Consider the following 23,616-nt stretch of genomic DNA (forward strand, 5'->3'; position numbering starts at 1 on the left):
GCACAATGAATGCGGGGCCAGGGGATTTCCCTGCGTTCAACTGCGGCACGGCCTCGGTTGGGCGCCACGCGCGTCATCCTCGCGAGGTAGCTACAAAGGATGGGTATCCCGGTCACCGGAGCCGATGTGCCCACCCGATACAGCGGTCACAATGTGCGGGTGAAGGCTGAAGCACGGGCGCCCGGGTGGCAGCAGTACGCGCGAGAATCGCTGCGCCCCGAGGCGAAGCCCGCTCCGTTGTCCCGGCGCGCGATCGTGGCCGACACGGTGCTCGCCGTCGTCCTGGCCGTCGTCGCGGTGCTCGCCAGCTGGAAGTTCCACGCCGGGGAGCAGTTCATCGGCATGCACCCGCCGACCACGGGCGGGCAGTCTTCCGTGCCGCTCTCCCCCGGCCCCTCCGAGGTGCTACAGGTACCGCGGGGCGGGCGGCCCCTGTACCCGCTCATCTTCCTGAATCCGCTGCCGCTCGCCTTCCGGCGCAGGTACCCCCTGTCGGCCTTCTGGGCAGTGCTGGTCACGGCACTGGTGCTGAGCGGCCAGGCGACGTGGATCACGATCGCCGTCTGCTGCGTGGCGGCGTACAGCGCGATCGCCCACAGCCGCCACCAGGTGCCAGCGGTGGCCGGTCTGGTCGTCGCCGCCACGGTGGCGGGCTTCGCCTTCCAGGATGCCGCCCCGGCACTGCCGGGCTGGTCGGCCGGGTTCGTGATACTGATGCTCGCCGCGATCGTCGGCGGCGCCGTACGGTACTGGCAGAACCAGCTCAAGACCAGCCAACTGCGCGTCGCGGCCCTGCAGCGGGAGCAGGAGGAGGCCACCCGCCGGGCGGTCGGGGAGGAACGGGCGCGCATCACCGCCGAGCTGCACGACGTCGTGACGCACAACGTGAGCGTGATGGTGATCCAGGCCGGTGCAGCCCGCAAGGTGATTGACGTGGCACCGGAGGAGTCCAAGCGGGCCCTGCTCGCGGTCGAGGCGGGCGGCCGGGCCGCCATGTCCGAACTGCGCGCCGTCATGAGCCTGTTGTCCCCGTCGGACGCCTCCGTGGACGGGCTCCAACCCCAGCCGGGACTCGCCCAGCTCGAGGCGCTGGTGGAGGGGGTGCGCGCGGCCGGAATGCCGGCAGACCTCACGGTGTCGCTGCCGGGGGCGCCGCTGCCCGCGGGCATGGAGCTGGCCGTCTACCGGGTGGTGCAGGAGGCGATGACCAACGCGCTCAAGCACGCCGCGGGCGCGAAGGCCTCGGTGCGCCTGCGACACGAGGGCGAGTGGCTGGAGATGGCGATCGACAACACGGGCGGTACGCCGAGTGCGCAGGCGGGCACCGGGAACGGCCGCGGCCTGCTCGGGCTCCGGGAACGGCTGGCCGTGTACGGCGGCTCCCTGGAGACGCACCACACGGCCGACGGCGGGTTCCAGGTGCGGGCCCTGATCCCGTGGCGGTCCGTCGAGTAGGGCCCATGACGGTCCGTCGAACAGGGCCGGAACCGTCCGGCACGCAGGGCCGTGGCGGCCCGTCACACGCGGCGGCAACGCCGCGTCCGGCCGGTCGCCCCTTCCCCGTTTGGCGCGTTCGTTCAACTGCGCCGACGCGCCACTTGAACGAACGGGACCGGCCGGGTGGTCAGCCGATCGGTATTGATCAGCGTTGTCCCACGGTGCCATCGTAAGGAGCGGCGGACCCGTGCGGTTCGAGGCAAGCCGGGCAGGGGTGGTGGCCTGGGCACACACCACGAAGTGAGCCGGCCGCATTCCAGGTCCCCGCAGAATTGAGGCTCACAGGTCATGCCCTTCGTGAAGAGCAACGGGATACAGCTGGCCTACCAGCGCTCCGGCAGCGGCGAACCGGTACTGATGATCATGGGCTCGGGGGCTTCGGGCCGGGCCTGGACCATGCACCAGACCCCGGCCCTGAACGCCGCCGGGTACGAGACGGTCACCTTCGAGAACCGGGGCATCGCGCCATCGGACGCCCCCGGGGGCAAGTACTCCCTCGACGACATGGTCGCCGACACCGTCGGGCTGATCGAGGCGCTGGACCTGGGCCCGTGCCGGATCGTGGGCACCTCCATGGGGGCGATGGTCGCGCAGGACCTGGCGCTCAACCGCCCGGACCTTGTGCGGTCCGCCGTGCTGCTGGCCACCCGGGCCCGGTCTGACGCCCTGCGCCGGGCGCAGTCGGCGGCGGACCGCGCGCTGCGCGAGAGCGGCGTGCGACTGCCCCCGTCGTACGAAGCGCTCAGGACCGTCCTCGAGATGATGTCCCCGGCGACCCTGAACGACGACGCCGCCGCTTCGGTCTGGCTGGAGATCTTCGAACTGTCCGGCGGCCGGGAGAACGCCGCCGAGGGCCAAGACTGGGTCACCGACACCGTCGCGGACCGCCGCGAGCCGCTCGGCGGGGTCACCGTGCCATGCCGGGCCATCGCCTTCACCGACGACCTCCTCTGCCCGCCGCACCTGGTCGCCGAGGTGGCGGACGCCATCCCGGACTGCGACCTCGTCGAGATCTCCGACTGCGGCCACCTCGGCTACCTGGAGCGGCCGCAAGAGGTCAACACGGCGATCATCGAGTTCCTCGACAAGAACTGATGCACCGTCAGAGTCGCGGGAAAGACACGAGAGCGAGGCAGGTTTCCTTGACCATGCTAGACGGCCCACCCCCACGCGGGATGGGGCTGCGGTTCGACGATGATTCGGTGACCAAGCAGAGGGTCAAGCCCGGCACGGTCCGGCGGATCATCCCGTACGCCCTGCGTTACCGCTGGCAGCTGGTCGTGCTCCTGCTGACCACGGTCGTCAACGCCCTCGTCACGGCCACCGGGCCGCTGATCCTCAAAATGATCATCGACGACGGCATCATGCCCAAGCGGATCGGCGTCGTGGTGGCGCTGTGTCTGACCGTGGCCGGGCTGGCCCTGGTTGACGCGCTCGCCATGTACGTACAGACCTGGTGTTCGGGCCGGATCGGCGAAGGCCTCGTCTTCGACCTGCGCACCAAGGTGTTCGCCCACGTGCAGCAGCAGCCGCTCGCGTTCTTCACGCGGGCTCAGACCGGCGCGCTGGTCAGCAGGCTCAACGCCGATGTCGTCGGGGCCCGGCAGGCGGTGACCACCCTGCTGTCGGATTCGGTAACCACCATCCTCACGCTGATCCTGATCCTCGGCGCGATGTTCTACCTCTCATGGCAGATCACCGTCGCGGCGCTGGTCATGATCCCGTTCTTCCTCCTCCCCGTCCGGCTCCTCGCTCGCAGGCTGCAGCGACTCACCCGGGAGACGATGCAGCTCGACGCGGAGATGAGCTCGATGATGAACGAGCGTTTCAACGTCTCCGGAGCCATGCTCGCCAAGCTCTACGGGCGTTCGGAGGATGAGGTGGGCGCTTTCTCCGCCCGCGCTGGACGGGTGCGCGACATAGCCGTCAGCGGCATGGTCTACGGGCGGCTGCTCTTCATCATCATCACCGTGCTCACCTCCCTCACCACGGCGTTGGTGTACGGACTCGGGGGCTACCTCACCATCGACGGCACGCTGGCGATCGGCACGCTGGTCGCCATGGTGACCTTGCTCCTGCGGCTGTACGGCCCGGTCAACCAGCTGTCGACCATGCAGGTCACAGCCATGACGGCCATCGTCAGTTTCGACCGCGTCTTCGAGGTCCTGGACCTCAAGCCACTCATCTCCGAGCGGCCCGACGCCCGGGTGCTCCCGGCCCCCGGACCGCAGGCCCCCGCACCGGACATCGAGTTCGACCGGGTGAGCTTCCGGTACCCCTCCGCCGACGAGGTCTCCCTCGCCTCGCTGGAGTCGATCGCGTTCCGCAAGCCCGAGCGGGGCGAGAACCCCCTGACCCTGCGGGAGTTGAGCTTCAGGGTGCCGTCGGGGAAGCTGACCGCCCTGGTCGGACCCTCGGGTGCCGGAAAGACCACGATCACCCACCTGGTGCCGCGGCTCTACGACCCCGTCTCGGGAGCCATCCGGATCGGTGGTCACGACGTGCGCGACCTGACCCTCCAGTCGCTGCGCGACACCGTCGGCGTGGTGACCCAGGACGCCCACATGTTCCACGACACCCTGCGGGCCAACCTGTCGTACGCCCGGCCCGGCGCCTGCGAGCAGGAGCTGATCGACGCGTGCGTGGCCGCGCGGGTGTGGGACACCATCAGCGCCCTGCCGGACGGCCTGGACACCGTGGTCGGCGATCGCGGCTATCGTCTCTCCGGCGGCGAGAAGCAGCGCATCTCGCTGGCCCGGCTGCTGCTCAAGGCCCCGCCGGTCGTCGTCCTGGACGAGGCGACCGCGCACCTGGACTCCGAGTCCGAGGCGGCGGTCCAGCGCGCGCTGAAGACCGCTCTGGCCTGCCGTACCTCACTGGTGATCGCGCACCGGCTGTCCACCATCCGTGAGGCCGATCAGATTCTGGTCGTCGAGGCCGGCAGCATCCGCGAGAGCGGTACGCACGAGGAGCTGCTGGCCGCCGACGGGCTGTACGCGACGCTGTACCACACCCAGTTCGCCCAGCAGGCCGAGAGCAGCGTGGACGTCGCTTCCGAACTCCACTGACCCGCCCCTCCCCCGGCTCCCCCCACACCAGCCGCCGGACGCCCCCAGCACCACGGGCGGCCGGCGGCCGCGTTGTCGGCTGCACGTCCCATCCCCCTACATCGCAAGGATGACCCCATGCTCGTATTACCTCCGTGGGCCGATGCCCCGACCCGCCCGCTCTTCATAGGTTCGTGCCATGACCAGTGAGAACAGCACAGGCCAGGTCGTCGTACGGCTGGACGGTGTGCGCAAGGAATACGGACAATCGGTCGCCCTGGACGGCGTGTCGTTGGAGATCCGGGCCGGTGAGGCCGTGGCGGTGATGGGGCCGTCCGGCTGCGGCAAGTCCACGCTGCTCAACATGATCGCCGGACTCGACCGGCCCACCTCCGGGACGATCAATGTGCACGGCGACGACGTGGGCAGTCTGGGCGAAACCGGCCTGGCGCTGTTCCGGCGTCACCGGATCGGCATGGTCTTCCAGTTCTTCAACCTGCTCGACGACCTGTCGGCGATCGACAACGTGGCGCTCGCCGCGCAGCTGACCGGCACCTCGGCCAGGGAGGCGCGCAAGCTCGCGCTGGAGCTCCTCGACAACCTCGGTGTCGCGGACCGGCGTAACAACTATCCGGCGACGCTGAGCGGCGGCCAGCGCCAGCGGGTCGCGGTGGCAAGGGCGTTGATGAACCGTCCGGCCCTGCTGCTGGCGGACGAGCCGACCGGCGCGCTCGACCGGCAGAGCGGTGAGCAGGTGATGAAGCTGCTGCTCGACCTCAACCAGATGGGCCAGACGCTGCTGATCGTCACCCACGACCCGCTCCTCGCCGAGCGGTGCGCCAGCCGTCTGATCGAGTTCGAAGACGGCCGGATCGCCCGTGAGAGCGCCATGGAGCGAGCCGTATGAGCGCCGTATGGCAGGCCGCTTGGGCGGCCGTGAAGCGGCGCAGACTCCAGACGGCCGTGATCAGCATCGTTGTCCTGCTGTCGACCGCCACGATGGTCATCGCGCTCGGGCTGCTGGACGCCGCCTCGAGTCCCTTCGAGCGCGCCTTCACCGAACAGCGCGGCGCGCACGCCGTCGCGGCGTTCGACACCGGCAAGGTCTCCGGAAGGCAGCTGGCCGACACCGCCCGGCAGCCGGGCGTGGAAGCCGCCGCCGGACCCTTCGGGCAGACCTCGGTGAGCCTGGCTCCGGGCAGCGTCTCCTTCCTGACGGGTCCGCTCACCGTGGTCGGCCGCGCCGACCCGGGCGGCCCGGTGGACAAGGTGAAGCTGTGGAGCGGCCACTGGGCCACCGCGCCCGGCGAGATCGTCGTGAACGCGACTCCCCCCTCGGTCGGCACCATGGCGCCGTTCCCCCTCGGCGAGAAGATCGTCACCCCTGACGGCACCCGGCTCTCCATCGTCGGCTACGCCTACACCCTGAGCCGGACCGCCGATGCCTGGGTCTCGCCCGCGCAGATGGAGGCCATGCATCCGACGGCCACCCAGATGCTGTACCGCTTCGCCTCCGCGGCGACGCAGGACGACGTCGACAGCAGCATGAGCGAGGTCACCGCCGGTCTGCCGAAGGACTCGCTGCTGGCCGCCCAGTCCTACCTCACGGTCAAGCAGGACATCGCCTCCGGTCCGGGGGTCTACGTTCCCTTCCTCATGGTGTTCGGCATCCTCGGCGTGCTCGTGGCCCTGCTGATCGTCGCCAACGTCATCAGCGGTGCGGTGGTCTCCGGGTTCCGGCACATCGGCGTCCTGAAGTCCCTGGGCTTCACTCCGCGCCAAGTGGTCTCCGTCTACCTGCTGATGGTGTCGCTGCCCACGGTGCTGGGCTGCGTCGTCGGCACCGTCGGCGGCGCACTGGCCACGAAGCCGCTGCTGACCAGCGCCTTCCAGGGCATGGGCATGGACCTGAACAGCGTGAGCCTCAACCTGTGGGTGTGCGCCGCCGCGATGGTCGCGATGACGGCCGTCGTCGTCCTCGCCGCGGCCGTTCCGGCGATGCGCGCCCATCGGCTCTCCGCCGCCGAGGCGATCAGCGCGGGCAGCGCCCCGCGTCCCGGGCGCGGACTGCGCATCCAGCGCCGGCTCAGCGGGAGCCGACTGCCCCGCTCGATCAGCCTCGGTCTGGGTCTGCCGTTCACCCGGCCCGGCCGCAGCGCGATGACGCTGGTGGCGGTCCTCCTCGGAGTGACCACGGCCACCTTCGCGACCGGCCTGGTCGGCACGGTCACCCAGTTCGGTAAGGCCACGACGCACGCGTCGGCCGCCCAGATCACCGTCCAGCCGGGCCAGCCGCAGTTCGGCGAGACCGCGCCGAAGCTCGACGACCCGCAGACCGAGGCGATGCTGCGCGGCATAGACGGCACGCGTCACGTGACCGTCGACGCGCACGTCCCGGTGTCCATCGTCGGCTCCGCGCAAGGGGTGGTCGCCGACTTCCTGCGGGGGGACTCCTCCACCCTGGGCTTCCAGGACCAGGTCGTCACCGGGCACTGGGTCGAGGGGCCCGGTGAGATCGCCGTGTCCTCCGCCTTCCTGCACAAGCGGGGGCTGGAGGTGGGCGACCGGCTCACCCTGGAGGTGGGCGGCAAGCAGATCCGGACCACGATCGTCGGCTCGCTCATGGGCCAGCAGGAGTCGCTCTACGCGGACTGGGGGACGCTGTCCCCCCTCGCTCTGGACGTCTCGCGCCTCAACTCCCGCTTTCAGTATCTCGTCCAGGTCGCCCCGGGTACCGACATCGGCCGCTTCAACTCCGCGGTGAGGTCGGCCGACGAGGGGCTCTACTCGCGCGGGAACGAGACCACAACCACCTTCACCGCCGCTGTCATCGGCCTGTCGTCGGTGCTCACCCTGATGCTCGCCGCGGTCGCGGCGATGGGGGTCTTCAACACCGTCGTCCTCAACACGCGCGAACGCCGTCGTGACCTGGGCATGCTCCAGTCGATCGGCATGACACCGCGGCAGGTGATCGCGATGACGGTGACCTCCATGGCGGCGATGGGAGCGATCGGCGGGCTGCTCGGCATCCCGGTGGGCGTCCTCGCCCACCGCGTGATCATGCCGATCGCGGGCAAGGCGGCCAACGTCGACCTCGCCCGGAGCACCATGGACGTGTGGCACGCTCCCGTCCTGATCCTGCTGGGCTTCGCGGGCATCGTGATCGCGGTCGTGGGAGCGTACATCCCGGCCCGTGCAACCACCCGCCTGACGATCGCGGAGGCACTGCACAACGAGTGACGCCCGGCCGGTCCACGACCGGCTGCCGTAACCTCCCGACGCGCGGACGCGACGACCTGATGGTCGTCGCGTCCGCGCGTTCACGCGTGCCGTCCAGACCTTCCGCGGCAAAAGCACGCGTGCCAGGATGACGAGATCTCTACCCCCGTCGAGGGGTTTACCGAAAGCCGTCGCTCCGGCATTTCCGCCGTTGCTCGAAAACGGCACACGGCATCGAATGCGTGGCACTCCACGGGGAATTCACGGCCGCCGCGGATTCACGTGGCCACGTACCCGCAGACAGCGGAACGAGCTGTCCGATCAGGAGGGAGACGGGCGCTGTGCGCGAGCCCGTAGGCAGCGTGGCTGCCACCGACACCAGGTCACCGAGGCTGGACCGCGGTGACATCGACGAAGCTGCGCGGTGGCTGACCGGCCGGGTGTGGAAGACCCCTGTCGTTCGCTCCGACCAGCTGGACGCGCTCTGCGGCGCGCGGCTGTGGCTCAAGACCGAGAACCTGCAGCGCGGCGGTTCCTTCAAGGTCCGGGGTGCCCTGCTGGCCGTAGAGCGGCTGGCCGCCTCGGGAAGCCGGGGCGTGATCGCGCAGAGCACCGGCAACCACGCCATCGCGGTCGCGCTCGCCGCCCGCGAGTACGCGCTGCCCACGGTCGTGGTGCTCCCCTCCGACGCCGCACCGGCCAAGATCCGCCGGATCCGGGAGGCCGGTGCCCATGTGGTGACGGCCGGGACGGTGCTCGCCGAGCGGGTCGCCGTGGTGGAGGAACTGCGCGAGCTGCACGGTTACGACGTCATCGATCCGTACGAGAACCCCCATGTGGTCGCGGGACAGGGAACCGCCACAGCCGAGCTGATCGGCCAGGTCACCGCGCAAGGCGGGAAGCTGGACGCCGTGATCGTGCCCATCGGCGGCGGCAGCGCCGTCGCCGGCGCCGCTCTGGCGGCCGCGGGGCAGGACGTCGCGGTGATCGGGGCGGAGCCGCGGGCCATACCCGCCTTCACCGAGGCCCTGCGCGCCGGTCGGCCGGTGACCGTGCCCGCCGGCCGGACCATCGCCGACGGGCTGCGCCCCGACCGGATCGGCGCTCTGCCCTTCGACCTCGCGCACCGGGCCGTCAGCGGCGTCGTGACAGTGTCGGAGACCGCCATCGCCGACGCGCTTCGCGCCTCGTTCCTGCACGCGCGGCTGGTCATCGAGCCGGCCGCGGCGACCGCGCTCGCCGCGGCCCTGGAGCACGCGTCCGGACACGGCACCGAGGTCGGGGTCCTGCTCACCGGCGGCAACGTCGAGCCGAGCCTGGTGACGTCACTGCTGGCCGACCACGAAGTCCCGGACCTGCACACCGCGGCGCGCTGAGGCCCGCGGCCCGTACACCAAGCGAACGAGGGCGGACCGAACGCCCCGACGAAATCCTCGTCGGGGCGTTCGGTCCGCCCTCGTTCGCTTGCCCGCAGGGCACGGCGACGCGGCGGGATCCGCCGAGCGGGTCCCGCCGCGTCGCCCCGGGCGGCTCACGCCGCCCGGGGAATCATCACCCTTCCACTCCCAGCCAGTCCGCCACGGCGGACCACACCTTGGCGAGGTTCTCCGGCTTGGCCATGTCGTAGTGCGTGCAGGAAATGCCGGCCTCGCGGATTTCCCCGCTGACATAAGGCTTCCACGCGTCGCCCGAGGTCGCGTCCTCCCGCTTTTCCCGCTCGGCCACGATCAGCAGGGCGTCACCGTCAAAGTCCCCGTGGGAGTGCCGTTTCTGGATCTCACGGTGATTCAGCAGGACCTTGGCGAGGCTCCTGAATTCCTCGTCCGTGGTGGCACCGAGCGCGTGGCCCGCCTGGACCCGCACGAACTCGGCCACGGCGTCCAGCTGGTCCTCCGGCACGGCGGCGAGGTCGCCGACGGGTCCGGCGTCCGGGTCCGGCGCCGCCGGGTTCTGGTCCATGAGGACGAGTGCCGCGACCTCCTCGCCCGCCGCCCGCAGTTGCACGGCGATCTCGTGGGCGGCGACCGCCCCGAAGGACCATCCCAGCAGGTGGTAGGGCCCGGAGGGCTGCACCCCGCGGATCAGCTCGACGTACTCCGCAGCCATCTCCCGTACGGAGCGGGCCGGTTCGGTGGTCCCGTCGAGTCCGCGGTCCTGGAGTCCGTACAACGGGATGTCGCCCGGCACGTACTGGGCGAGCGGCATGTAGCACCAGCTCAGGCCGCCGGCCGGGTGGATGCCGAAGAAGGGGGGCTTGCTGCCCCCGGTCCGGATCGGCAGGAGGCCGTCGAGCGCGTCGCGCACCGACGACAGGCTCATCCGCTTCATCAGCTCGCTGACGGTCGGGGCGGCGAACACGTCGCGGACCGCGACCGACACGCCCCGTTCCCGCAGCTGTTCGACCAGTCGGACCGCCATCAGGGAGTGGCCGCCCAGCGCGAAGAAGTCCTCGTCGACGCCGACCGTTTCCACACCGAGCACCTCGGCGAACGCCTCGCAGAGGCTCCCCTCGAAGGAGGTGACCGCCCGGTTGGCGGTACTGTCCGCGGCCGTGATCCCGGGGGCCGGGAGCGCCTTGCGGTCCAGCTTGCCGTTCGGCATCAGCGGCAGCCGGTCGATCGCCACCACCGCCGAGGGCACCATGTAGCCGGGCATGCGGTCCTGGGCGAGGGCGCGCACCGAGCGGCCCAGTTCCCCGTCGTCCTCCTGGCCGGTGGCCGCGGACGGCACCACGTAGGCCACGAGCCGCTTGTCCCCCGGGGTGTCCTCCCGCACCACGACCACGGCCTGGTCGACCTCGGCGTGGGTGGACAGGACGGCCTCGATCTCGCCGAGCTCGACCCGGAACCCGCGCACCTTGACCTGGTCGTCGGAGCGTCCGACGTACTGGAGGTCGCCGTCCGCCGTCCACCGGACGACGTCGCCGGTGCGGTACATCCGCTCACCGTCGGCGCCGAACGGGCAGGCCACGAAGCGCCCGGCCGTCAGTCCCGGCCGTCCCAGGTAGCCGCGGGCCATGCCCTTGCCGGCGATGTACAGCTCACCGGCCACGCCCGGAGCCACCGGGACGAGTCCCTCGTCGAGCACGTACACCTGGGTGTTGCCGATCGGCCCGCCGATGGACGAGACGTCGGCCGCGTCCGGCCGCAGCACCTTGGCCGTCGACCAGGTGGTGGTCTCCGTCGGCCCGTACAGGTTCGTCAGGGTCGGCGTCCGCTCCAGCAGGATGCGGGCCAGGTCGCTGGGCAGTGCCTCCGCACCGATCAGCGCGCGCACCCGCGTCCAGTCCACCGGGTCGTCGGCGTCGGCCACCAGGCCGCGCCACAGGCTCGGCGTGGCGTGCACCATCGTCGCGCCCGCGGAGCGGATCAGCTCCCGCAGCGCCCACGGGTCGAGCACCTGCTCCTGCGCGGCGAGCAGCAGCGTCGCGCCGCCCAGCAGCGGCAGGTAGAACTCGAAGCCCGCCATGTCACAGCCGTGCGTACTGACCGCCAGCAGCCGGTCCCGCGCGGTCAGCGGGAAGCTGGCCTGCATCGACTCCAGGAAGTTGACGATCGCCCGGTGTTCGACGAGCACGCCCTTGGGGCGTCCGGTGGATCCGGAGGTGTAGATCACCCACATCGGGTGGGCGGGCGACAGGGGGCGGGTGCGCTCGTCGTCGGTGAGCGGCCCGTCCGCGTAGCCGGTCAGCTCCTGGACCAGCGCGGGGTCGTCGAGCAGGACCACCGGGACTCCGGTGTCCGCCGCGGTGTGGACGTCGAACTCCTCCAGCCGGTCCCGCATGCCCTCGCCGGAGAGCACGCACACCGCGCCCGAGTCGGCGATCACGTAGGCGATGCGGTCGGCCGGGTAGTTCGGGTCGATCGGGAGGTAGGCGGCGCCCGCCTTGACCACGGCGAGCAGCGCCACGACCAGGTCGACGGTGCGCTCGAAGACGACCGCGACGACCGACTCGGGTCCCACTCCCTTCCCGGCCAGGTGGCGCGCGACCCGGTTGGCCCGCGCGTCCAGCTCGGCGTAGCTCAGTTCCACGTCGCCGAAGGTGAGGGCGGTGGCGTCGGGAGTACGCGCGACCTGGGCTTCGAACAGGGCGGCGACCGTCGTGTCCGGCACCTCGGCCGCGGTGTCGTTCCACTCGGTCAGCATGCGGCGGCGCTCATCCGCGTCCAGGACGTCCACGGCGCTGAGCCGGGAGTCCGGGGCGGCGGCCAGGGTGGCGAGGACGCGCGTCAGGCGCCGCGCGATCCGTACGACCGACTCGGGCTCGAACAGGTCCGTCGAGGCGATGACCGTACCGCGCAGGCCCGCGGGCGCTCCCTGGGCGTCGAGCGTTTCGACCATGCTCACGTCCAGGTCGAACTTGACCACGGACGTGCCGACGGTCGGTTCGGCCGGAGAACCGGGCGCGTCGGACGGCGCTTCGGACGGCGTACCGGAGTCGGTGCGCAGCCTGGGCATGTCCAGCACCGCCTCGGCGGTGTTCTCCAGCAGCAGCATCACCTGGAAGAGCGGGTGGCGGGACAGGGAACGGGCCGGGGCCAGTTCCTCCACGAGCCGCTCGAACGGAACGTCCGCGTGGGCGAACGCGCCGAGTCCGGACTCGCGTACCCGCCCCAGCACCTCACGGAAGGTCGGGTCCTGCGACAGGTCGGTGCGCAGCACGAAGGTGTTGACGAAGTACCCGACGAGGTCGTCCAGCGCCTCGTCGTTGCGTCCGGCGATGGCCGAGCCGATCGGGATGTCGGTGCCCGCTCCGAGCCGGGACAGCAGGACCGCCAGGGCCCCGTGCAGCACCATGAACATCGTCACGCCCTCGGCGCGGGCGATCTCCAGCAGTCGTGCGTGCACCTCGGCCGGGATCTCGACCGGGACGCGGTGGCCCTGGTGGCCGGCCACGGCCGGACGCCCCTTGTCGGTCGGCAGCGTCAGTTCCTCCGGGATACCGGCCAGCGCCTCGCGCCAGTAGGCGACCTGACGGGAGATCAGACTGTCGGGGTCCTCGCTGTCGCCGAGGACCTCGCGCTGCCAGAGCGCGTAGTCGGCGTACTGCACCGGCAGTTCGCGCCACTGCGGGGCGGCGCCGCCGGAGCGTGCGGCGTAGGCGACGGAGAGGTCGCGGGCCAGGGGCGCCCAGGACCAGCCGTCGGTGGCGATGTGGTGGATGACGACCACGAGCACGTGGTCGTGCGGGCCGGCGCTGAACAGCCACGCCTTCACCGGCACTTGGGCCGACAGGTCGAAGGTGTACCGCTGCGCGGCGGCGACCGCCTGCGGCAGGTCCTCCGGAGCGACCTCGGCCACGGTCAGTTCCCAGGCCAGGTCGGCCGCGTCCCACACCTGCTGGTACGGCTCGCCGTCGGCCACCGGGAAGACGGTGCGCAGCACCTCGTGGCGTTCGAGCACGTCCCGGAAGGCGGCGTTCAGTGCCTGCGCGTCCACCTCGCCGGACAGCCGGGCCGCGACGGGGATGTTGTAGGTGGCGCTGGGGCCCTCCAGCTTGTCGATGATCCACAGGCGGCGCTGCCCGTAGGACAGCGGCGGCCGCTCGGGCCGCGCCGCGGCTTCCAGCGGAGGCCGGGCCTCGCGCGCCCCGGCCAGGTGTTCGGCCAGGCCCGCGGCCGTGGGGGTGTCGAACAGGGCACGGATCTCGACCTCGACGCCGAGCGTGGTCCGGATCCGGCTGACCAGCCGGACCGCCAGCAGCGAGTGGCCGCCCAGCTCGAAGAAGTCGTCGTCCGGGCCGACCGCGGGCAGTCCGAGGACCTCCGCGAAGGCCATGCACAGGATCTCTTCCTGGAGGCTGGCCGCGCGGGTGCGGCCGCCGGTGAGCACGGAGCCGTAGTCCGGGGCGGGCAGGGCCCTGCGGTCCAGCTTCCCGTTGCCCGTCAGCGGCAGCCGGTCGAGGACCACGACGGCCGAGGGCACCATGTGCTCCGGCAGTCGCTGGCCGACGAACTTCCGTATGGCCGAGGACAGTTCGAGGTCGTCGGTGCTCTCCGGGTCATCGGTCACCACGTAGGCCACCAGGCGCTTGTCGCCCGCGGTGTCCTCCCGCGCGATGACCACCGACTGTTCGACCATCGGGTGCGTGGCCAGGACCGACTGGACCTCGCCCGGCTCGATCCGGAAGCCCCGGATCTTCACCTGCTCGTCGGCCCGCCCAGCGAACACCAGCAGGCCGTCCGCGGTCCAGCGCGCCAGGTCGCCGGTGCGGTACATCCGCTCGCCCGCCGCGCCGAAGGGGCCGGCGACGAACCGCTCGGCGGTCAGTCCGGGACGGCGCACGTAGCCGCGGGCCAGTCCCGCGCCGACGACGTATAGTTCGCCCGCCGCGCCGACCGGCACCGGCTGGAGCCGGTCGTCCAGGACGTAGAAGCGGGTGTTGGCGATGGGCGTGCCCATGGGCACCACGTCGCCGGTCACCGTGTCGGCGGACAGGGGCGTCGTGGCCACGCCGATGGTGGTCTCCGTCGGACCGTAGTGGTTGAAGACCCCGCGGCCCTCACCGGCCGCGAGCAGCTCGCCCACCCAGGCGGCGGAGGCCGCTTCGCCACCGAGGACCAGGGAGGTGGCCGGGATGACGGCGCCCAGGTCTCCGGCGGATCCGAGCGCGGCCAGGTGGGAGGGCACCGCCTTGAGGTAGTCGATGCGGTGTTCGGCGAGGTATCCGGCCACGGCGACCGGGTCGGTGACCGCCGTCTCGTCCAGGACGTGCAGTTCACCGCCGGTGGCCAGGCTCGCGAACACGACGGTGTTGCCGAGGTCGGTGGCCTGGGCCTGGAGCAGCGCGTACCGCCCGCCCGGGGTGCCGAATCCGACCCGGCCGGGCACCGAGGACACGTAGTTGGCCAGGGAACCGTGCGTGATCGCGACTCCCTTGGGCCGGCCCGTCGAACCCGAGGTGTAGATCACGTAGGCCAGGCCCTGCGGCGCCACCGGTACGCGCGGCGGCGTCGTGGGGGCGGCGGCGAGCTGCATCCGCGCCATGGCGCCGTCCAGCGCGACCAGGCGGGACTTGCCCGCCGGGAGTTCGTCCAGGATCTCCTCGGTGGTCAGCGCGAGCACGGCCCGGCTGTCGGTCAGGACGAAGGCGACCCGGTCCGTCGGCTGCTCGGGGTCGATCGGCAGGTACGCCGCACCGGCCTTCCACACGCCGAGGATCGCCGCGATCATCTCCACGCCGCGCCCGAGGCAGAGCCCCACGAGCGACTCCGCGCCGACGCCCTGCTCGATCAGGTAGTGCGCGAGCCGGTTGGCGCGGGCGTCGAGTTCCGCGTAGGTCAGCTCCTCGCCGTCGCAGACCACCGCGACCCCGTCCGGAGTGGACGCGACCTGCGCTTCGAAGAGTTCCGCCACCGAGCCCGCGGGGGTTTTTGCCGCCGTGTCGTTCCACTCCACCAGCACCTGCTGGAGTTCGTCCCGGCCTAGCACCTCGACCGTGTCCAGCGGCTGGTCCGGGCCTCCGGCCATGGCGGATTCCAGCGCGGCGACCAGGTTCTCCACCGCGGTACGCACCAGGCGTCCCACGGAGTCCGGGTCGTCCGGGGCGACCGAGTCCACGACGAGACCCATGCTGTCGGCGTTGTCGTCCACGGCGACGGTCAGCGGGTAGTTGTTGCGGGGGCGCATGAACAGCCTGCGGATTCCCTCGATGCCCTCGTCGCGCCCCGGCTCCGCGCCCTCGGCGGACGCCGCCGGGGTGTTGTGGCGGTAGTTGAGAAGGGAGGTGAACAGCGGTGTGTCGCTGGGCACTCCACTGGCGCGCTGTGCCACGGCCAGCGGCGCGTGCTCGTGTTCCAGCAGCGCCGCGAGCTGCGCGCGCATGGCGGCGACCGCGGTCATGACGCTGACTCCGCCCACCCGCACGCGGACCGGCAGGGTGTTCATGAACAGGCCCAGCGCCCGGTCGGAGCCCGCGCCGGAGTTCATCCGGCCGAAGAGCACGGTTCCGAAGACGACGTCGTCACGGCCGCTGACCGCGGCCAGCACCCGCGCCCACGCCACGTGCAGGAGCGTCGCGGGGCTGGTGCCGAGCTTGCGCGAGACCTCGCGCACCCGGGTGTCCAGCTGCTGCCCGAATCCCAGGTGCGCCTGGCTCAGGTCGGTGCCGTCACCGTGGACGTCCTTCATCCCGAACGGGGAGGTCGGCTCGGTGACGTCACCGAGCAGCTCGGCGAAGTGCGCTTCGTGGGCGGAGCGTTCGGCGCCGCCGCGCGTCTGCGCGACGAAGTCGCGGAACGGCAGCGGCTCGCGAAGTTCCGCGGCGCGTCCGCTGAGGAAGGCCTGCAGCTCGTCGAAGACGGCCGCCAGCGTGGTGTGGTCCTGGACCATGTGGTGCATGCGCAGCAGCGCCGCCCACCGGTCGCTGTTCGGAACGGCCGCCACGTGCAGGTCGACCAGCGGGGCGCGGCGCAGGTCCATGGACGTGCCGCCGATCGCCAGCAGCTGGTCCACGAGGTCCGCTCCGTGCGGATCCAGCGTGACCTCCTCGACCGGCAGTTCGGCGCGGCGCCACACGACCTGTACGGGTTCCCGCAGTCCTTCCCAGACCACAGCCGTGCGGTAGATGTCGTGCCGGTTCACGAGGTGCTGCATCGCGTTCACGAACGCGTCCAGCCGGGCCCGGGAGTCAAAGTCGAGCACGGTGGGGGCCGCGTAGGTGTCGCGTCCGCTGCCCGCCATCAGGTGGTGGAAGAGCAGGCCCTCCTGGAGCGGCGCGAGCGGGTAGACGTCGGCCACGTTGGCGGCGCCGCCCTCGACCGTCGCGACGATCCGCTCGATCTCACCGGCGTCCAGCTCCACGAGCGGCAGCATCTGCGGGGTGAGCGTGCGGGCGCCCTCGGGGATCAGGTTCGGCGGTACGGCCACCCGGTCAGCGGCGGCCGCCCTGGCGAGGCCCGCCACGGTCGGCGTCTCGAAGAGCGCCCGTACCGAGACGGAGACGCCGCGGACGCGCAGGCGTTCCACCAGCGACACGGCCAGCAGGGAGTGTCCGCCCAGCCGGAAGAAGTCGTCGTCGACGCCGACGCTCTCCAGGCCCAGGACCTCGGCGAACACCGCGCACAGGATCTCCTCCCGCGCGTTGGTCGGACCGCCGCCCGATCCCGCCGTGTACTCCGGCGCGGGCAGCGCCCGTCGGTCCAGCTTCCCGTTCACGGTCAGCGGCAGTTCGTCCAAGGTCACGACGGCGGCCGGCACCATGTGCGACGGCAGCTGCTCGGCGGCGTACGCGAGCAGGGACGCCGGCAGTCCGGCGGCCGTACCCGCGGCCGCGTCCTCGGCGGGCACGGCGTAGGCGACCAGGCGCTTGTCGCCGGGAGTGTCCTCGCGGACCACGACGGCCGCCTGGCGCACCGACGGGTGAGCGGACAGCAGGGCGGCGATCTCGCCCGGCTCGATGCGGAACCCGCGGATCTTCACCTGCTCGTCGGCGCGGCCCAGGTACTCCAGTTCGCCGTCCGCGCGCCACCGGGCGAGGTCCCCGCTGCGGTACAGGCGTTCGCCCGGCTCGAAGGGGGAGGCCACGAACCGCTCGGCGGTCACGCCCGGGCGGTTCACGTAGCCGCGGGCCAGTCCGGCACCGGCGATGTACAGCTCACCGGCGACGCCGGCCGGGGCGGGCGAGAGGCTCCCGTCGAGGACGTACAGGCGCGTGTTCGCGATCGGGCGCCCGATCGGCACCGATTCGCCGATCTCCTGGCCCGCCGTCACCTCGAAGACGCAGCATCCGACGACCGTTTCGGTCGGTCCGTACTCGTTGACCACGACCGACCGCGGCGCGTGCTCCAGCCAGGTGCGGACATCGGCGCCCGACAGTGCCTCGCCACCGACGATCCAGCGCCGGGCGGCGTTGCCCAGCTGTCCGTCGGACAGCTGGCGCGCGAGCAACGGCAGGTGTCCGGGCACGACCTTGACCAGGCCGAACTCCTCGGACCGCCGGACCACTTCGGCCAGTCCCTCGGCCCCGCCGTCCCGGCTGATCACGACCGGGGAACCGGACACCAGCGGCAGGAGCAGGCTGGTGACCGTCAGGTCGAAGGCAAGCGACGAGTGCAGCGGCGTGCCGCCCCCCTCGCCCATGCGGTAGGCCCGGGTCGCCCAGGTCACGTAGTTGGTCAGTCCGCCGTGGGTGACGGCGACGCCCTTGGGGCGGCCCGTCGACCCCGAGGTGTAGATCACGTACGCGGGGTGCGCGGACAGCACGGGGAGCACTCCGTCGGTCCCGGTCAGCGCGTCCGCGGCGAGGGCCGCGAGCCCGGCCGCCACCGCGGCGTCGTCCAGGACGACCACCGGAGCGCCGGAGCCGGCTTCGAATTCCGACAGCCGCTCGCGCGTCGCCCCGTCGGTGAGCACGCACGCCACCGTGGCGTCGTCCAGCATGAACGCGATCCGCTCCGCCGGGTACTCGGGGTCGACCGGCAGGTAGGCACCGCCGGCCTTCCAGACCGCCAGGACGGCCACGAGCACGTCCACGCCCCGCTCCAGGCACAGACCGACGACCGATTCGGGGCCGACGCCGAGGCCGGTCAGGTGGCGCGCCAGGCGGTTGGCCCGGGCGTCCAGCTCTCCGTACGTCAGCTCGACGGCGTCACCGACCACGGCGACCGCGTCGGGGGAGGCGCTCACCCGTGCCTGGAACAGCTCCACCACGGTCTGATCGGGGGTCTGCGCGGCGGTGTCGTTCCACTCACCGAGCACCCGGCGGCGCTCGGCCTCGTCCAGTACCTCGATGGCCCGCAGCGGCCGGTCCTGGCCGCCTTCCCGCACGTCCTCCAGCACCGCGACGAGGTTCTCCACGGCCGTGCGCAGCAGGGTGCCCACCGCCAGGGAGTCGATCGGTGCCACCGCGTCCACGGCCAGCCCGATGTCCTCGCCGTCGTCGTCGACGGAGACGGTCAGCGGATAGTTGTTGCGCTCCTGCGAGAAGACCGCCCTGATCCCGGCGGTCCCGGCGGTCCGGGTCTCGTCCGCGGCCTCCTCGGCCGGACGGACGGTGTTGTGGCGGTAGTTGAAGAGCGAGGTGAACAGCGGTGTGTCACCGGGTACGGCGCTGGCCTGATGGGCGAGCGCCAGCGGCGCGTGTTCGTGCGAGAGCAGCTCGGCGAGCTGACCGCGCATCGCGGCGACCGACGCCGCGGCATCGGACTCGGCGGTCTTCACGCGCACCGGCAGCGTGTTGATGTACGGGCCCAGGGTCCGGTCGGATCCGGTACCGGCGTTCATCCGCCCGAAGAGGACGGTGCCGAAGACCACGTCGTCGCGGCCGCTGACCGCGGCCAGCACCCGCGCCCACGCCACGTGCATCACGGTCGCCGGGCTCGCGCCGGACCGGCGCGAGACGTCGCGGATCCGCTGCGAGAGTTCGGGGGTGAACTGCACTCGGGTCCGCACGACCCCGGCTCCGTCGCCGTGCGCGTCCATCAGCCCGTACGGCGCGGTCGGCTCGGTCACGTCGCCCAGCAGTCCGGCGAAGTAGCGCTCGTGTTCCGCGCGCTCGACACCACCACGGGCCTGTGCGACGAAGTCGCGGAAGGGCAGCGGCTCGGGCAGCTCGTCACCGCGGCCGGCCAGGAACGCCTCGACCTCTTCGAGCAGCACCTCCAGGGCGGTGTGGTCCTGCACCATGTGGTGCACCCGCACCAGGGCCAGCCACGCGTCACCGCCCGGCTCCGCCGCCGCGTGTACGTGGATCAGCGGCGCGCGCCGCAGGTCCATGGACGTACCGGCCAGGGCCACCAGCTCGCTCACCGGGTCCGTACCGTCCGGGTCCAGCCGTACTTCCTCGACCGGCAGGACGGCGCGTCGCCACACCACCTGCACCGGCTCGCGCAGGCCCTCCCACACGATCGCGGTGCGCAGGATGTCGTGCCGGTCCGCCACCTGGCGCAGGGCCTCGGTGAACGCGTCCAGCCGCTCCCGCGCGTCGAACCTGACCACGGTCGGGAGGACGTAGGCGTCCTCGCCGCCGTCGGCGAACAGGTGGTGGAAGAGCAGACCCTCCTGGAGCGGGGCCAGCGGGTAGATGTCCGCGATGTTGGCGGCGCCGCCTTCGACGGTGGCGACGATCCGCGCCACCTCATCGGCGGTCAGGTCCACCAGCGGCAGCATCTCCGGGGTGATCTCCCGCGCACCCTCGGGGATGGCGTTCGGCGGTACGTCGACCTGCTCGGTCCCGGCCACCACGGCCAGGCCCGCCACGCTCGGGGTCTGGAACAGCGCCCGTACCGACACCGAGACCCCGCGCGTGCGCAGGACCTCCACCAGGCGCACCGCGAGCAGCGAGTGGCCGCCCAGCGCGAAGAAGTCGTCGTCGACGCCGACGCTCTCCAGGCCCAGGACCTCGGCGAACCCGGCGCACAGGATCTCCTCCCGCACGCTGGAGGGGCCACGGCCCGAACCCGTCACGTACTCGGGCGCGGGCAGGGCCTTGCGGTCCAGCTTGCCGTTGACCGACAGCGGCAGGGCCTCCAGCACCACCACCGCGGACGGGACCATGTACTGCGGCAGGCGCTCCGCCACCCGCGTGCGCACCGCCGTCGGCAGCTCCTCGTGGAGCACGCCCTCGGCGGGCACGACGTAGGCGACCAGGCGCTTGTCACCCGGGGTGTCCTCACGGGCGACCACGACGGCCTGGGCCACCGCGTCGTGTCCGGCGACGACCGACTGGACCTCGCCGAGCTCGATGCGGAAACCGCGCACCTTCACCTGCTCGTCGGCGCGGCCCAGGTACTCCACCTGGCCCCCGGTGTTCCAGCGCACCAGGTCACCAGTGCGGTAGAGGCGCTCGCCCGGGGCGCCGAAGGGGTCGGCCACGAACCGTTCGGCGGTCAGCCCGGGGCGGCGCAGGTAGCCGCGGGCCAGGCCCGCGCCCGCGATGTACAGCTCGCCCGCGACACCGGGGGCGACGGGCGCCATGCGTCCGTCCAGCACGTACACCCGGGCGTTCGAGATCGGCCGGCCGATGGGCACGGCCCCCTCGACGTCCTCGTCGGTGTACCAGGCCGTGGTGTACACGGTCGCCTCGGTCGGGCCGTAGATGTTCGCCAGCCGCACGCCCGGGAGCGCACGGCGGATGCTGCCCACCGCGTCGGCGGTGAGCGCCTCGCCCGCCAGGACCACGGTGCGCGGACGGGCGTCGGGGCCCGGTCCGCCCAGGATCTGGGCGAAGGCCGAGGGCACGCCGCTGACCAGGCTGACCTGCCAGGGGCCGCGTTCGCGGTCGGCGAGGGCGAGCAGGTCCGGTACGACCTCGACGGATCCGCCGGAAACCAGGGGGCCGAACAGCTCGAACACCGAGACGTCGAAGTTGAACGAGGTGGAGACCAGCACCCGGGCGAAGTCGGCGCCGCCGAACTCGGCGGCCGCCCACGTCAGCAGGGCCACCGCGGACCGGTGCTCGACCACCACGCCCTTGGGGCGTCCCGTGGAACCCGAGGTGTAGATCACGTAGGCCGGGTGGGCGGGCGTCAGCGGCGCCACGCGAGCGTGCTGCGTCGGCGCGTCCGACGGCAGGCCGGCCAGGACAGCCACGGTCTCGGGCGCGTCCAGCACCACGAGCGCCGGGCGTACGGGCGGCAGCGCGGCGGCAGTGGCCGTGGAGGCGAGCACGACCAGGGGCGCCGCGTCGTCCAGCATGTACGCGATGCGCTCGGCCGGGTACTCCGGGTCCACCGGCAGGTAGGCGCCGCCGGTCTTCAGCACCGCCATCAGCGCGGGCACGACGTCCGCGCCGCGCTGCAGGCACACCGCGACCATCGACTCGGGGCCGACTCCCCGGCCGATCAGGTGGTGGGCCAGCCGGTTGGCCCGCGCGTCCAGTTCGGCGTACGACAGCTCCAGGCCGTCGACCACCAGGGCGACGGCGTCGGGGGTACGGGCGACCTGCGCCTCGAAGAGGTCCGTGACCGTGTCCGACGGCAGCTCCAGGGCGGTGCTGTTCCAGTCGACGAGCACCTGGCGGCGCTCGCTCCCGGCCAGGACGTCGATCGTGTGCACCGGCGTCCGCGGCTCGGCGGCGACGGCCTCCAGGACGCGCGCGAGCCGCAGCGCCATGTGCTCGACCGATGCGAGTTCGAAGAGGTCCGCCGCCGCGATGATCTCACCGCGCAGCCCGGCGGGCCGCCCCTCGGCGTCGAACGCCTCGCCGACGCTGGTCTCGATGTCGAACTTGGCGGCGAGCCCGGCGGTCAGCGAGTCGGGCTGGGCACCCGGGGCGCCTCCGGCCCGCACACCCTGAAGGTCGAGTTCGGCCCCGGCGGTGTTCTGCATGGTGAGCATCACCTGGAACAGCGGGTGCCGGGACAGCGAACGCGCCGGGGCGAGCTCCTCGACCAGCCGCTCGAACGGCACGTCCTGGTGCGCGAAGGCGTTCCAGCCGGCCTCCCGCACCCGCGCGAGCACGTCGGCGAACGTCGGCTCGCCGGACAGGTCGGTGCGCATGACCAGGGTGTTGACGAAGAATCCGACCAGGTCGTCGAGGGCGACGTCGGTGCGGCCCGCGACCGTGGCGCCGATCGGGATGTCGGTGCCCGCGCCGAGCCGGGACAGCAGGACGGCCAGCGCGGCCTGCACCACCATGAACATGGTCACGTCGGACTCGCGCGCGACCTCCGTCAGGCGCGCGTGCACCTCCGCGGAGACGTTCAGCCCCACCGTGTGGCCCCGGTAACCGGCCACCGCGGGGCGGGCGTGGTCGAAGGGCAGTTCCAGTTCGTCGGGCACACCGGCCAGCGCCTCGCGCCAGTAGGAGATCTGCCGGGAGGCGACGCTGTTCGGGTCCTGGTCGTCGCCGAGCAGCTCGCGCTGCCACAGCGCGTAGTCCGCGTACTGCACGGGCAGCGGCTCCCACGCGGGGGCCTGCCCCTCGCACCGTGCCGCGTACGCCACGGACAGGTCCCGGGCCAGCGGCTTCGTGGACCAGCCGTCGGTGGCGATGTGGTGGACCGTCACGACGAGCACGTGCTCGTCCGCGCCGGCCGAGAACAGCCAGGCCCGGATCGGCACCTCGGCCGACAGGTCGAAGGCGTACGCCGAGGCCCGCGCCACCGCGCCTTCCAGCTCCCCCGGGCCCACCTCGGCCACGGACAGCTCCCAGGCCAGCTCCTCCAGCTTCAGGATGCGCTGGTACGGCTCGCCGTCGGCGACCGCGAAGACGGTGCGCAGCACTTCGTGGCGCCCGATCACGTCACGCAGCGCCGCTCCCAGCGCCTTCCCGTCCACCTCCCCGGACAGCCGCAGCACGATCGGGATGTTGTAGGTGGCGCTCGGCCCCTCCAACTGGTCGATAAACCACAACCGGCGCTGCGCGAATGACAACGGAATCATCAGGAATCCTCAATGGTTACGCATCGGCCGCAACGCCGGCCTAGCTGACTTTTGACTTCCAAGCTGTTGTGCAAGCACGGAGAAACGATGCTCAGCCAACACGAGAAGGTCCACGGCCGGACCGCCGTGGACCTCCAGCCGATTTATCGGACCAAATATTCGAGTATGACGAGAGAAACTACGCGCCGGGCAGCTCAGTTGGGAATGGTCTCCATCAGGCTCTTGGCCCGCATGTCAGTCCGGGAATGACGACGTTCGGCCGCCGGGCACGCAAAAAGGGGCCGGTCGGAACGGATTCCGGGCCCACCCACCGGATTCGCCGGCCCGAATACCAAGGCGGCCGTGCTCCGTTCAACCGATATCACAGGAAGAACGTCACCTCTCCGAGGCCGCTATGGCCCAGGATCCGGGCGGCGATCAAAGGTTCGTTCAACTGAGTCGTCGCGCCAGTTGAACGCGGGAAGCCGCGGCCAGGGGGGAACCGGCCGCGGCTTCGGGTGCTACAGGGCGATCCAGCGCCCCTCCGTCA

Annotated in this window: 6 protein-coding genes and 1 pseudogene; 6 read left to right on the forward strand and 1 reads right to left on the reverse strand. The window is 71.8% G+C overall.

Features of this window, described 5'->3' with window-relative positions; all coding sequences use genetic code 11:
* Positions 1-159: 159 nt before the first annotated feature.
* The 6 genes from OHA61_RS08810 (at position 160) to OHA61_RS08835 (ending at position 9,139) form a co-directional block, all read left to right on the forward strand.
* A complete protein-coding gene (locus OHA61_RS08810) occupies positions 160-1,455 on the forward strand; it encodes a histidine kinase (RefSeq protein WP_406302569.1) in 1,296 nt (431 codons plus the stop codon).
* A 330-nt stretch (positions 1,456-1,785) separates the two neighbouring features.
* Positions 1,786-2,592, forward strand: coding sequence for an alpha/beta fold hydrolase (locus OHA61_RS08815; RefSeq protein ID WP_406302571.1), 807 nt, complete (start codon positions 1,786-1,788; stop codon positions 2,590-2,592).
* A 107-nt stretch (positions 2,593-2,699) separates the two neighbouring features.
* A complete protein-coding gene (locus tag OHA61_RS08820; protein WP_406302572.1) occupies positions 2,700-4,565 on the forward strand; it encodes an ABC transporter ATP-binding protein in 1,866 nt (621 codons plus the stop codon).
* A 178-nt stretch (positions 4,566-4,743) separates the two neighbouring features.
* Complete coding sequence (locus OHA61_RS08825) at positions 4,744-5,451, forward strand: ABC transporter ATP-binding protein (protein WP_406302573.1); 708 nt, start codon at positions 4,744-4,746, stop codon at positions 5,449-5,451.
* Positions 5,448-7,784 (forward strand): FtsX-like permease family protein, encoded by a 2,337-nt coding sequence (locus tag OHA61_RS08830; protein WP_406302574.1) that lies wholly within the window; start codon positions 5,448-5,450, stop codon positions 7,782-7,784. The genes OHA61_RS08825 and OHA61_RS08830 overlap by 4 nt, the downstream gene beginning before the upstream one ends.
* 320 nt (positions 7,785-8,104) lie before the next feature.
* Entirely contained in the window at positions 8,105-9,139 is a 1,035-nt protein-coding gene (locus tag OHA61_RS08835; RefSeq protein ID WP_406302575.1) for a threonine/serine dehydratase, read from the forward strand.
* A gap of 175 nt (positions 9,140-9,314) precedes the next feature.
* On the opposite strand, the pseudogene OHA61_RS08840 reads toward OHA61_RS08835, so the two are convergent.
* Positions 9,315-23,084 (reverse strand): annotated as a pseudogene (locus tag OHA61_RS08840) (amino acid adenylation domain-containing protein); the annotation flags it as partial.
* Between the last annotated feature and the right edge of the window lie 532 nt (positions 23,085-23,616).

This window comes from Streptomyces sp. NBC_00885, assembly GCF_045207475.1.
Classification (GTDB): Bacteria; Actinomycetota; Actinomycetes; order Streptomycetales; family Streptomycetaceae; genus Streptomyces.